Annotated in this window: 8 protein-coding genes; 5 read left to right on the top strand and 3 right to left on the bottom strand. The window is 61.2% G+C overall.

From position 1 onward, the window contains the following. Positions 1–383: 383 nt before the first annotated feature. Both GIW04_RS18705 and GIW04_RS18700 read right to left on the bottom strand, forming a co-directional pair. On the bottom strand, positions 384–1,010 hold the full coding sequence (locus GIW04_RS18705; RefSeq protein ID WP_120248714.1) for a Pr6Pr family membrane protein: 627 nt from the start codon (positions 1,008–1,010) through the stop codon (positions 384–386). A gap of 4 nt (positions 1,011–1,014) precedes the next feature. Beyond that, the gene (locus GIW04_RS18700) at positions 1,015–1,248 is read right to left on the bottom strand and encodes a VF530 family DNA-binding protein (protein ID WP_003188882.1); all 234 of its coding nucleotides are present in this window, start codon (positions 1,246–1,248) and stop codon (positions 1,015–1,017) included. A gap of 170 nt (positions 1,249–1,418) precedes the next feature. On the opposite strand from GIW04_RS18700, the gene GIW04_RS18695 reads away from it, so the two are divergent. The 4 genes from GIW04_RS18695 (at position 1,419) to GIW04_RS18680 (ending at position 8,815) form a co-directional block, all read left to right on the top strand. Continuing rightward, positions 1,419–3,437, top strand: a complete 2,019-nt coding sequence (locus GIW04_RS18695) for a TonB-dependent receptor (protein ID WP_057710995.1) — start codon at positions 1,419–1,421, stop codon at positions 3,435–3,437. Positions 3,438–3,942: 505 nt separating this feature from the next. Next, on the top strand, positions 3,943–6,360 hold the full coding sequence (locus GIW04_RS18690; protein ID WP_003188878.1) for a glucose/quinate/shikimate family membrane-bound PQQ-dependent dehydrogenase: 2,418 nt from the start codon (positions 3,943–3,945) through the stop codon (positions 6,358–6,360). Between the two features lie 168 nt (positions 6,361–6,528). Further along, on the top strand, positions 6,529–7,374 hold the full coding sequence (locus GIW04_RS18685; protein ID WP_003188876.1) for a 2OG-Fe(II) oxygenase: 846 nt from the start codon (positions 6,529–6,531) through the stop codon (positions 7,372–7,374). A gap of 34 nt (positions 7,375–7,408) precedes the next feature. After that, complete coding sequence (locus GIW04_RS18680; RefSeq protein WP_003188875.1) at positions 7,409–8,815, top strand: pyridoxal phosphate-dependent decarboxylase family protein; 1,407 nt, start codon at positions 7,409–7,411, stop codon at positions 8,813–8,815. On the opposite strand, the gene GIW04_RS18675 is transcribed toward GIW04_RS18680, so the two are convergent. Beyond that, on the bottom strand, positions 8,812–11,148 hold the full coding sequence (locus GIW04_RS18675) for a putative bifunctional diguanylate cyclase/phosphodiesterase (protein WP_034134817.1): 2,337 nt from the start codon (positions 11,146–11,148) through the stop codon (positions 8,812–8,814). The two genes, GIW04_RS18680 and GIW04_RS18675, sit on opposite strands and share 4 nt — an antisense overlap. Positions 11,149–11,480: 332 nt before the next feature. Between GIW04_RS18675 and lon the strand changes: the two genes are divergently transcribed. Then, positions 11,481–13,901, top strand: a complete 2,421-nt coding sequence (gene lon / locus GIW04_RS18670) for an endopeptidase La (protein WP_003188872.1) — start codon at positions 11,481–11,483, stop codon at positions 13,899–13,901. The last annotated feature ends 62 nt before the right edge of the window (positions 13,902–13,963 follow it).

The following is a 13,963-nucleotide window of genomic DNA, read 5'->3' as shown; positions in this document are numbered from 1 at the left end:
CACGCTGGCCGAACGCAGGCTTGAATTCGTGGGTAACCCGGCAGGACGCCGGGTTAGCCGCCCCGCGCCATGGATGGCGCGTGGCGGCGGCCCACGGATTCAAGCCTGCGTTCGGGCACACCGAGCCCAAGCGAGGTGCCGAGTGGTGGGGCAAGAGCGTTTTGCTTACTTTGCCGCTTTTGCAAAGTGAGCCGCCGTCAGGGCGGAACCCTAAGTGGCCGTTACCTAAATAAAGGATATGTACTCAAATCCCGGTCGGCGGTCAGGCCGCCTTCGCGAGCAAGCCCGCTCCCACATTGGGACCGAGGGGCGTCAGATAGATAGCCGCCGGTTGGCAGGCCGCCATCGCAGGCAAGCCAGCTCCCACATTGATGGTGACCACTTTAAATCGAAGATGTTTTCAAGCGCTTATCCAGGCCAATGATCGCCAGCGCAATGACGATGAACCCTGCCAAAATCCCCGCGGCATTCACAAACACTTGTGGATAACCCAGGCTGTCCACATCCATGAACGGGTACTGATACTGCCCGAGCATATGCCCGCGCAGCAGCACATAACCGAAGTACACCAATGGGTAAATCACCCAGCCGGCAATGTGCTTGAACCGCAAGGTGCCCTTGGGCACACACCGCCACCAATACACCACAAACAGCAACGGCATGACGTCGTGCAGCAATTCATCGGCGATAAATTGAAAGCCTTGCGGGCTCCACAGATGCCGCAGCAGCAGGTTGTAGGCCAGGCTCACCAGCACGATGCTCGCCGCTATCGCGCTACTGATGTGAGGCGCGAGGAAAAACCGCTTGGCGCCAGAGTCGCGCTTGACCAGCGCGTAGCTGAGCACCACGACCACCAGGGTATTGGTCAGCACGGTGAAGAAGCTGAAGAAACTGATCAGGCCGCCCAGCAAGCTCGCGCCACTGGTCCAGCGCGAATAGAAAATCAGGTATTGCTGGATCGCCAACCCCACCCAACCGGCCAAGGCTGCCATCGCGACAAAGCGCTTCATGCTTTCAATCCAGGGGGCGCTTGGTACGCATCAGCTTGACGTACAAACCTTCGACCTTTTCCCGCGCCCACGGGGTTTTGCGCAGGAAGGTCAGGCTCGACTTGATGCTCGGGTCACTCTTGAAGCAGCGGATATCAATACGCTCGGCCAAGCCGCTCCACTCGTAATGCTCCACCAGGGTGGTGAGCACGTGTTGCAGGGTCACACCGTGGAGCGGGTCGTTGCTTGTCGCGGTCATGCCAGGCCTTTTGCAAAAAGAGGAAACACAGCCGCGCACCTTAGCCGACGGGGCGTGCAGGTGGAAGCATCGGATTGAATATAGCCCGCGAGGAAAAGTTCCCCTTTTTCGCAAAAAAGAGATGTTATATTGTAACTTTACTTAACAACCTTTTTGCCTAGGAATATCCGATGTCGCTGCCTTCTCTCTGGCGCTTGTCGCCCCTCGCCGCCGCCCTGTTGATCGGCTCCCAGGCCCATGCCCTGGAACTGCCACCCCAAGTGGTCACCGGCAACCCGCTGGGCAGCGAACAGCTGGCCTCGCCCACCACCGTGCTGGAAGGCGACGACCTGACCCTGCAACAAAAAGGCAGCCTCGGTGAAACCCTGAACAAGCAGCCGGGCGTATCGTCTTCGTACTTTGGCCCAGGGGCCAGCCGCCCGATCATTCGTGGCCAGGACGGCGACCGTATTCGCATCCTGCGCAACGGTGTGGGGGCGCTGGACGCCTCGTCGCTGTCTTACGATCACGCTGTGCCACTGGACCCGATCAACGTTGACCGCATTGAAATCGTGCGGGGCCCGGCCGCACTGCTGTACGGCGGCAGCGCCATCGGTGGTGTGGTCAATACCTTCGACAATCGCATCCCCACCGAGGCCATTGAAGGCATCCATGGCGCGGGTGAACTGCGCTACGGCGGTGCCGACACCACCCGCAGCAGCGCAGGCAAGCTGGAAGCCGGCAACGGTACGTTCGCCTTGCACCTGGATGCCAATGCGCGCGAGTTCAACGACCTTAAAATCCCAGGCTATGCCCGCAGCCGGCATGCACCGGAGAGCGAAAACGGCCCCGGCAAAAACGGGCGCCTGGGTAACAGCAATGGGCGCCAGGACGGTGGTGCGGTAGGCGGTTCCTACACTTGGGATGATGGTTATGCGGGGCTGTCCTACAGCAATTACGACAGTAACTACGGCTCACCCGCCGAGCAGGATGTGCGCATCCGCATGAAACAGGACCACTACGCCTTTGCGTCCGAGATCCGCAACCTGCAAGGGCCGTTTACCTCGGTGAAACTCGACGCCGGTTACACCGACTACGAACACCGAGAAATCGAAGGCGGCGAAACCGGCACCACCTTCAAGAACAAAGGCTATGAAGCGCGGGTGGAAGCTCGTCACCAGCCGATAGGCCCATTCGATGGCGTGGTCGGCGCCCAAGTGACGCGCAACGAGTTCTCGGCTCTGGGCGAAGAAGCCTTCGTACCGCAGACCGACACCAACGCCGGCGCACTGTTTATCCTCGAAGAAATGCAAGCCACCGAGCGCCTCAAACTCAGCCTAGGCGCACGTCTGGAACACACCAGCGTCGACCCGAACGCCAAAGGCAACGAGCGCTTTGCCAATGCCGACAAGAGCAGTAACTTCACCGCCGGTAGCCTGTCGTCTGGTGCGGTGTACGCCCTCACGCCGATCTGGTCCCTGGCCGCCACCCTCGGCTACACCGAACGCGCGCCGACCTTTTACGAGCTGTACGCCAACGGCGCCCACGTTGCCACCGGTACCTACGAGTTGGGCGATGCCAACCTGAAGAAAGAAAAGGCCGTGTCCAGCGACCTGGCCCTGCGCTTTGACAACGGCACCCACAAGGGCAGCTTCGGCGTGTTCTACAGCCACTTCTCCAATTACATCGGCTTGTTGGGCACGGGTCGTACCCTGAACGATGAAGGCGAAGAGGACGCGGGCGGTATTCCCGAGTACGAATATTCTGGCGTGCGCGCGCGTTTCGCCGGCTTCGAAGCCCAGGATCACTGGAAGCTCGGTGAAGGCGCCTACGGTAAGTTTGCGCTGGAACTCTCGGGCGATTACACCCGCGCCACCAACCTGGACACCGGCGAAGCCTTGCCACGCATCGCGCCCCTGCGCATGAGCAGCGGCCTGCTGTGGGAACTGGACCGCTGGCAAGCACGTATCGATGTGGAACATGCCGCAGGCCAAGGGCGTGTACCGGATAACGAAAGCGGCACCGACGGCTACACCACCCTCGGCGCCAGCGCGGGGTATCGCTTCAATGTGGGCGGTAGCCAGTGGCTGGCCTTCGTCAACGGTGAAAACCTGACCAATCAGACCGTGCGCTATGCCAGCTCGATTCTGCGCGATATCGCGCCGGCGCCAGGTAGAAGCGTGCAGTTCGGCGTTCGCACTACCTTCTAATCATCACCGCTAATCCCCTGTGGGAGCGGGCTTGCCCGCGAAAGCGTTGGGTCAGTCAACATCACTGTTTGCTGGGCCGACGTCTTCGCAGGCAAGCCAGCTCCCACATTTGATCTTCGTTGCTTTGAGCATTGCGTTCGCTTGATCGATCGGCATTGGGGACATGCCTGCGACGTGATTGTGCAGCGACTATCTGTCACTGTTACCAAAACTGAAATGATGCATCTTGCGATTCACCCTTTCTCAAAACGCCCCGCCGCATTATCCTTCGCAACAATCTGAAACGCTTCACCTCCGGGTCGATCCCATTTGCCGAATTTCCCTGCACGCAAAGACAGCGCTGTCTTAAACCGACCTGCGCCAGGGACTCTGTTGCCCGCCTGTGGATAACCCGGTTATCCACAGAAAAACCCGAAAATAACGATGAACCAAGCCCGTGCTGAATCGTCATCTACAGTGAAGCACGGGGTTACATAATTATTCCAACGTCACGGAGAAACACACTATGAGCACTGATGGTGCTTCAAGCCCAAGCCGCCTGTTGCCCAGGCTGCTAGGCGTCTTGCTGCTGATCATGGGGCTGGCCTTGCTGGCTGGCGGCGTCAAGCTGAGCATGCTCGGCGGGTCGCTGTACTACCTGCTCGCCGGTATCGGCATCACCCTGACCGGCGTGTTGCTGCTGGCTACCCGCCGCGCTGCGCTGGGCTTGTACGCACTGGTGTTGTTCGCCAGCACCGTGTGGGCACTGTGGGAAGTCGGCCTGGACTGGTGGCAACTGGTACCGCGCCTGGCCCTGCTGTTCGCCTTGGGCATCGTCATGCTGCTGCCGTGGTTTCGACGTCCGTTGCTGCGTGGCCAAGCGGCCCCGCTGGGCACTGGCGCGCTGAGCGTGGCCGTGGTGCTGGCGGGCGCTACCGCACTGGCCAGCCAATTCACCAACCCAGGTGAAATGGTCAAGACCGGCCAACTGGACCGCGACGCGGTACCGGGCATGGCCAGCGCTGCGCCCACCCAGGCCGATGGCGACTGGAATTCCTATGGCCGTTCGGCCTTCGGTGACCGTTACTCGCCACTGGCACAGATCACCCCGGAAAACGCCCACAAGCTGGTGCCGGCGTGGACCTATCGCACTGGCGACATCCCTGGCCCAGGCGACCCCGGTGAAACCACCGCGGAAAACACCCCGCTGAAAGTCAATGGCATGCTCTACGTGTGCACACCGCACAGCCAAGTGATTGCCCTGGACCCGGATACCGGCAAGGAAATCTGGCGTTTCGACCCGAAGATCACCACCCAGGGTGCTGAGAGCTTCAAAGGTTGGGCGCACATGACCTGCCGTGGCGTGTCGTACCACGATGACGCTGCCTACGCTTCCGAGCAAAGCCCGACTGGCACTGCCAGCCCGGCCGCCGCACCGAACGCCTGCCCGAAACGCATCTTCGTGCCGACCGCCGACACCCGTCTGATCGCCCTGAACGCCGACACCGGCAAGATGTGCGAAGACTTCGGTGACAAAGGCCAGGTCGACCTGCGTGCCAACATCGGCAGCTTCGCCCCAGGCGGTTACTACTCCACGTCGCCACCGGCCGTGACCAAGAACCTGGTCGTGATCGGCGGTCACGTGACCGATAACGTTTCCATCGACGAGCCAAGCGGCGTGATCCGTGCGTTCGACGTGCACACCGGCAAGCTGGTGTGGAACTGGGACAGCGGCAATCCGGACGACACCACACCGTTGGCCGAAGGCAAGACCTACACCCGCAACTCGCCGAACATGTGGTCCATGTTCGCCGTGGATGAAAAACTCGGCATGCTCTACCTGCCGATGGGCAACCAGATGCCCGACCAGTACGGCGGCGACCGTACCGATGAGTCCGAGAAGTACGCCGCGGGCCTGACCGCCCTGGACATCGACACCGGCCACGTGAAGTGGACCTTCCAGTTCACCCACCACGACCTGTGGGACATGGACGTGGGCGGCCAGCCTTCGCTGATCGACATCAAGACCGCTGCGGGCGTGAAGCAGGCCGTGATGGCGTCGACCAAGCAAGGCAGCATCTACGTGCTGGACCGTGCCACTGGCCAGCCCGTGGTGCCGGTCAATGAAATCCCGGTGCCACAGGGCGCAGTCGCGGGCGACCGCACCTCCCCTACCCAACCCAAGTCCGACCTGAACTTCATGCCGCCGCCGTTGAAAGAACGCGACATGTGGGGCGTGACACCGTTCGACCAGATGCTGTGCCGGATCGACTTCAAATCCATGCGCTACGACGGCCCGTTCACGCCGCCGTCGCTGCAAGGTTCGATCGTGTACCCAGGCAACTTCGGCGTGTTCGACTGGGGCGGCATCTCGGTTGACCCGGTGCGCCAGATCGCCTTCGTGAACCCAAGCTACATGGCGTTCAAATCCAAGCTGATCCCGGCCGCTGACATCGCCAAGCAAGGCCCACGCGTCAGCGAAACCGAGGGCGTGCAGCCAAACAAAGGCGCGCCGTATGGTGTGATCCTTGAAGCGCTGCTGTCGCCGATGGGCCTGCCATGCCAGGCACCGGCCTGGGGCTACGTGGCGGCGGTCGACCTGACCAACCACCAGACCATCTGGATGCACAAGAACGGCACCGTGCGTGACAGCTCGCCGGTTCCAATCCCGCTGACCATGGGCGTGCCTAGCCTGGGCGGTACGTTCACCACCGCTGGTGGCGTCGCGTTCCTCAGCGGCACCCTGGATCAGTACCTGCGTGCCTATGATGTGAAAAACGGCAAGCAACTGTGGGAAGGCCGCCTGCCTGCAGGCGCGCAAACCACCCCGATGACCTACACCGGCAAGGACGGCAAGCAATACGTGCTGGTCATGGCGGGCGGTCACGGTTCCCTGGGGACCAAGCAGGGTGATTATGTAATGGCGTTCAAACTGCCAGATTAAGTAACACTGGCGGTAGAAAAGGCGGCTGCCCCGAATGGGCAGCCGCTTTTTTTTGCCTGCCGAAAATGCCCCCGCGGTTTCCCCTCTGCCCTTTAAAGCTAATTTAGTGCGCACGCCCTGCGTAATACAAAAGGCGTACGGATAAAACTTTAAAGGGAGCTTCACTGCATGACGGACCATGTCGCGACAAAACCGACTCTTTCCACACCCACAAAAATCCTGGAACTTGAACACCTCAACACTGCCAGTTTGAAAAAACTCATCAGTGGTGAAGTGCTCGCCATTCGAGTACCTGAATTTGCCAGTGCGAACACCAGCGCACGGTTGATTCAGGCTATCGACGGCACCGCCACCCTGGAACACTACGGCCATGAAACCTACGAAGAGGGGCGCGTGGTTCAGCACTTCTATGGTGTGCATCGCTGGGGCACCCCGTTCAACTCCACGTACGGCAAGGCCGCCGGCAGTGATGCCCAAGAAAAATATTATGCAGACGCCGCCCGTATGCGCGGCCTTATCGACAGCCTCTGTGCGCCGCAAAAGCCGCCCATTCAACAACTGATGGAACAGTTCCAGGCGCTCTGGCCGCAAGGTGCAACAGCCGCTGCGTTCCAGGGCCAACCAATGTTTTGCGGGATCATACGCGTCATGTTCCCGGAGACGGCGCACCTCTCGGAAACGGTGCCCCATGTGGATTGCCTGCCCCGCTCAATCGCTGAGTTGCAGCATCAATTCAGCGCCAATATCTATCTTCAAACGCCGCCTGCGGGAGGCGAGTTAATCATTTGGGATACCCAAGCCTTTAGCTATGACCAAGTCCAGCGCTTCGAGGGTGCCCAACTGCCCGAACAGTGTTTACAAAAACCGCTGCGCATCCGCCCACGCCAGAACGAACTGGTGCTGATCAATACCCGCCGCCCCCACGCCATCTGCGGGTTCGATTCGGGAAAACGCGTCAGCATGCAGTCGTTTATCGGCTATACACCCGGTGAACCGTTTTACTTCTGGTGCTAATACTTTTACTGCTCGTGCACATGGACGTTTATCTATGACCCCCGAAGAATTCCGCCAACATGGCTATGCCATGATCGACCTGATTGCAGACTACCGACAGAACATCGAACAACGCGGCGTGCAGCCCACCACCCAACCTGGCGAGATCAAAGCCGCCCTGCCGGCCAGCCCGCCTGACACCGCCGAACCCTTCGAACAAATCATGGGCGACGTCGAAAAACTGATCATGCCCGGCTTGCTGCATTGGCAGCATCCCAGTTTCTTCGGGTTCTTCCCTTCCAATGTGGAACTGTCCTCAGTGCTCGGCGATTGCCTGAGCACCGGCCTGGGTGTGATTGGGTTGTCCTGGCAATCCAGCCCGGCCCTCACCGAAATCGAGGAAGTCACCACCGATTGGCTGCGCGACATGCTCGGCCTGGGCAGCTCATGGAGCGGTGTGATCCAGGACTCGGCGTCCACCTCCACGCTGGTGGCGCTTATCAGCGCCCGGGAACGCAGCTCCGATTACGCGCTGATGCACAACGGCCTGCAAAACAGCGGCGCGCCCCTGATCGTCTACACCTCAGCCCACGCCCATAGCTCGGTCAACAAGGCGGCGATCCTGGCCGGGTTCGGCCAGAACCATATCCGCACCATCGCCACCGATGCACACAATGCAATGTCGCCCCAGGCACTGGCGCAGGCCATCGAACAGGACCTGGCCGCTGGCAACACACCCTGCGTGGTGATTGCCACCACCGGCACCACGGCTGCCATGGCGATCGACCCTCTGGATGCGATTGGCGACCTCACCCAACGCCACGGCCTGTGGCTGCACGTGGACTCGGCCATGGCTGGCGCGGCAATGATCCTGCCGGAATGCCGGGCCCTGTGGGATGGCATCGAAAAGGCTGACTCGCTGGTGCTCAACCCGCACAAATGGCTGGGCGCGGCCTTCGATTGCTCGGTGTACTTTGTACGTGACCCCGAGCATTTGATTCGCATCATGACCACCAACCCGAGCTACCTGCAGTCCAGCGCAGACGGCCAAGTGCGAAACTACCGTGACTGGCGGATTTCCCTGGGCAGCCGTTTTCGCGCCTTGAAGTTGTGGTTCCTGATACGCGAGCAAGGTGTCAGCGGCCTGCAAGCGCGGCTGCGGCGAGACCTGGCCAATGCGCGCTGGCTGGCAGAGCAGATTGAAGCCACTGAGCACTGGACACTGGTGGCCACGCCCGCCTTGCAAACCCTTTGCATTCGCCATGAACCGCCGGGGTTGGCAGGCCAGGCCCTGGATACTCACACCCGAGCCTGGGCAGAAAAACTCAACCAGTCAGGCGATGCCTACGTCACCCCCGCCCTCCTCGATGAGCGCTGGATGGTGCGGGTATCCATCGGCGCGCTGGGCACCGAACGCCAGCATGTCCAAAGGTTGTGGGCGCGACTGCAGACACTGGTCTAAGTAGGCACCCGTTCACGCCGCATCCACCGCTCGAACGCCATGGCATTGAGCGGCCGGCTGATCAGGTAGCCCTGGGCGGTGTCGCAGTTCCAGCGTTTGAGCAGGGTGAGGCTGTGTTCGAACTCCACGCCCTCGGCCACCACCTTGAGCCCCAGGCTATGGCTCATCTCTATGGTGGAACGCACGATCACGCCGTCGCCGCTGGTGCTGTCGAGGTTGCGTATAAAGGACTGGTCGATCTTCAGCTCTTGCACCGGCAGGCGCTGCAACTGTGCGAGGGAGGAGTAACCGGTGCCGAAATCATCCACCGACAGGCTGATCCCGCAATTGCGCAGCTGCTCCAGCACGCTGAGGGCCTGCTGCGGGTTGTGCATGATGGCGCTCTCGGTAATCTCGAAAATCAAATGCTCGGCGCCCACGTGGTATTGGGCCAATAGCGCAGTGACGCGAATCGCCAAGTCATCATCCGCCAAGTCGTTCACGGAGATATTCACCGACAGCTGGATAACCAGCCCACGCTGCGCCCATTCGGCAATCTGGCGGATGGCTTCCTCGATCACCCATAGCGTTAGCGCGCCCATGCTGCCGGTGCGTTCGGCCAGGGGAATGAACTCTGCGGGGGACACTTGCCCCAGCGTCGGGTGTTGCCAGCGCAACAAGGCTTCAGCCTGGCTCACGTGCCCGCGGCGCAGGTCAAGCTTGGGCTGGTAGCACAGGAACAACTCGCCTTCGATCACGGCGCGGCGCAAATCGCGGATCAGGGTGATCTGGCGTTGGTGGGCGAGGTCGCGGTCCGGTTGGTAGATCTGCAAATGCCCCGGCAGGTTGGCCGCGTCGTGCCGGGCGATGGCCGCGCGGTTGATCAATTCTTCCACCTGCTGCCCGTCAGCAGGGTACGCGGCGATGCCGATGCTCACCTCATGGCGCACTTCGTCATTGCCGATGCGCAGGGGTTCGGTCAACGCCCCATGCAACTGGTCGGCGCGGGCCACGGCAGAGTCGATCTCGGTGTTTTCCAACAACAACAGAAACTCACTGCCGGCGATGCGCGCCGCAGTGTCGCTGGCCAACAGGCTGCTGGACAAGCAGCGGCTGGCCTCGCACAACATATGCTCGACCCCTTCGGGGCCAAACCCTTCGTTGATGACCCGGTAGTTTTCAATGCCTACGTACAGCAATACCACCGACCGCCGTGCGCTGATCGCACTGCCCAGGCGCTCCATGGCCAGGGCGCGGTTGGGCAGGCCGGTGAGCGGGTCATGCAAGGCATTGTGAGCCAACTGTCGCTCACGCAGGGCGATGCCGCTTTGCATGGCATTGAACGCACGCGCCAGCAGGCCGAACTCGTCGTGGCTGCGCACCCGCACCGGGGTGCGGTAGTCACCGGCCCCGATGCGTTCAGCGGCTTGCACCAGCGCATTGAGCGGGCGTGACACTCGCCGCGCCAGGAATAACGCCACCGCCAGCGAGACCAGCAGCACCGCCAGGGCAATCCCCATGAACTGCCGGTCCAGCGGCGCGAAGGATTCCAGCGCATGGTCCAGCGGGCTTTGCAGCAACACGCGCACTTCATCGCCCTCGCCGCTATTGGCCAAGGGCAACACCTGGCTGAGCACACGCTGGCCATGGAACAGCTGGATCTTCGCCTCAGGATCGACCTGCGTGCCATGCAAGAGGCTGATGATGCTTGGGCGCCAATTGCCAGGGTGGGTGGTGAATAGCTGACCGAGATGGCCGTCCTGCACACTGAGGAACGACACCTCCAGGTTGCTCATGGAACGCAGCTCGTGGGCAAATTGCGTGTCCATGGGGAAACCCATGACCACGCGGGCGATGGGCACAGGCCCGAGCACATCCTTTTGCACCAGCAGATAGGGGCGCCCGGCCATGGCGACGATCAACATTTGCTGGCCACTGCGCCGCGCCTTGCGCAAGGCATCGGCATACGGGAACAGCTGGCCGCGCGTCTGCACCAGCAGAGTACTGACCATGACCCGGTCATCCAGGCCCAGCACCACCACTTCGCTGGAACTGACCCCGGTACCATGGGTGCCCAGCGCGTCCAAGATCGGCACCGTGCGGCCACCGGCCACCGCCTGCTTGAACGGCCCATCGGCGGTGAGCCAGTCCAACCCGTACTGCAAGCGCCGCCCGCGCAGGTCCAGCAGGCGCTCGAACACCTGCCGCCCCGTGTTCAGCTGCACGTCGGCCTGGTTCTCCACCGCGCGAGTGGTGGCGGCCTTGACGGCAAAATAGGTGGCGGCCACGACCACCAGCAGCAACAGCGCCAACACCCCGGCAATACGGGTCTGAAACGTGTGGCGCCAGTGCATGGCCGCGCCCTCGGGCCGTGCTCGTCGCTCTTGGCCGTGCTTTCCTGGTGTCATACGCGTCCCTGCCGACTGCTAACCGGCGTCAAAAAAACATCCTTTTTTATGGGGAATTTTATTAAAGCAGGTTAGCTGGGACTGGGGATAAGTAAACCCAATAAAAGCTGGGCTTCGCTGTCACATTATTGACGATCATTTCGAAAAGCAGAGGCATAAAGCACATTGACCGCGCCTCTCCCGTTATTTCATGCAAATTGTTGCTAACGACGCCGCCCCATTGAAACCACCGCAACCCCGCCCCATCTAACCTGCATACTTACTGATGCAGGTGCCCCATGAGCGACCAGCAAGAATTTCCAGATTACGACCTCAACGATTACGCCGACCCCGAAAACGCTGAAGCCCCCTCGTCCAATACTGGCCTGGCCTTGCCTGGGCAAAACCTGCCGGACAAGGTTTACATCATCCCGATCCACAACCGGCCGTTTTTCCCGGCCCAAGTGTTGCCGGTGATCGTCAATGAAGAACCCTGGGCCGAAACCCTGGAGCTGGTGAGCAAATCCGACCACCATTCCCTTGCGCTGTTTTTCATGGACACGCCGCCCGATGACCCACGGCACTTCGACACCTCCGCCCTGCCGCTGTACGGCACCCTGGTGAAGGTGCACCACGCCAGCCGCGAGAACGGCAAGCTGCAGTTCGTGGCTCAGGGCCTGACCCGCGTGCGCATCAAGACCTGGCTCAAGCACCACCGCCCACCGTACCTGGTGGAGGTTGAATACCCGCACCAGCCCAGCGAGCCGACCGATGAGGTCAAGGCCTACGGCATGGCGCTGATCAATGCGATCAAGGAACTGCTGCCCCTCAACCCACTGTACAGCGAAGAGTTGAAGAACTACCTCAACCGCTTCAGCCCCAACGACCCGTCGCCGCTTACCGACTTCGCCGCCGCCCTCACCTCGGCGACCGGTAATGAGCTGCAGGAAGTGCTGGACTGCGTGCCCATGCTCAAGCGCATGGAAAAAGTGCTGCCGATGCTGCGCAAAGAGGTAGAAGTCGCGCGCCTGCAAAAAGAACTCTCCGCCGAGGTAAACCGCAAGATCGGCGAGCACCAGCGTGAGTTCTTCCTCAAGGAACAACTCAAGGTCATCCAACAGGAGCTGGGCCTGACCAAGGACGATCGCAGCGCCGACGTCGAACAGTTCGAACAGCGCCTGCAAGGCAAGGTGTTGCCGGCCCAGGCACAGAAGCGCATCGATGAAGAGCTGAACAAACTGTCGATCCTGGAAACCGGTTCGCCGGAATACGCCGTCACGCGCAACTACCTGGACTGGGCCACCTCGGTGCCGTGGGGCGTGTACGGCGCAGACAAACTCGACCTCAAGCACGCGCGCAAAGTGCTCGACAAGCACCATGCGGGCCTGGATGACATCAAGAGCCGCATCCTCGAATTCCTCGCCGTGGGCGCCTACAAGGGCGAAGTCGCCGGTTCCATCGTGTTGCTGGTGGGCCCGCCGGGCGTGGGCAAGACCAGTGTGGGCAAGTCCATCGCCGAATCCCTGGGGCGGCCGTTCTATCGCTTCAGTGTCGGCGGCATGCGCGACGAGGCCGAGATCAAGGGCCACCGGCGCACCTACATCGGCGCCCTGCCCGGCAAGCTGGTGCAGGCGTTGAAAGACGTGGAAGTGATGAACCCGGTGATCATGCTCGACGAGATCGATAAGATGGGCCAGAGCTTCCAGGGCGACCCGGCGTCGGCGCTGCTGGAAACCCTGGACCCGGAACAGAACGTCGAATTCCTCGACCACTACCTGGACCTGCGCCTGGACCTGTCCAAAGTGCTGTTCGTGTGCACCGCCAACACCCTGGACTCGATCCCGGGCCCGTTGCTGGACCGCATGGAAGTGATTCGCCTGTCGGGCTATATCACCGAAGAAAAAGTCGCCATCGCCAAGCGCCACCTGTGGCCCAAGCAGTTGGAAAAAGCCGGCGTGGCCAAAAACAGCCTGACCATCAGTGATGGTGCCTTGCGCGCGTTGATCGACGGTTATGCGCGAGAGGCCGGCGTGCGTCAGTTGGAGAAGCAACTGGGCAAGCTGGTGCGCAAGGCGGTGGTCAAGCTGCTGGATGAACCGGACTCGGTGATCAAGATCGGCAACAAGGACCTGGAAAGCTCCCTGGGCATGCCCGTGTTCCGTAATGAACAAGTGCTGTCCGGCACCGGCGTGATTACCGGCCTGGCCTGGACCAGCATGGGCGGCGCCACCTTGCCGATTGAAGCGACGCGCATCCACACGCTCAACCGCGGCTTCAAGCTCACCGGGCAGTTGGGTGAAGTGATGAAAGAGTCCGCCGAAATCGCCTACAGCTACATCAGTTCAAACCTTAAGTCGTTTGGCGGCGATGCGAAGTTCTTCGATGAAGCCTTCGTGCACTTGCACGTACCGGAAGGCGCCACCCCCAAAGACGGCCCGAGTGCTGGCGTGACCATGGCCAGTGCGTTGCTGTCCCTGGCCCGCAACCAACCGCCGAAAAAAGGCGTGGCGATGACCGGCGAACTGACCTTGACCGGGCATGTACTGCCGATTGGCGGGGTGCGCGAGAAGGTGATTGCGGCGCGGCGCCAGAAGATTCACGAGTTGATCTTGCCGGAGCCCAACCGTGGCAGCTTTGAGGAGTTGCCGGATTATTTGAAGGAAGGCATGACGGTGCACTTTGCCAAACGGTTTGCGGATGTGGCGAAGGTGCTCTTCTGATAGATCTCTAGCGCCTGGGCTGGCCCTATCGCGGGCAAGCCCGGCTCCCACAGGGATCGGTG

Origin of the sequence: Pseudomonas sp. PA-4-8C (assembly GCF_021606625.1) — a bacterium.
GTDB lineage: Bacteria > Pseudomonadota > Gammaproteobacteria > Pseudomonadales > Pseudomonadaceae > Aquipseudomonas > Aquipseudomonas lactis.
Note: the sequence above shows the minus strand (reverse complement) of the source record. Positions and strands in the feature narration are given on the sequence as shown.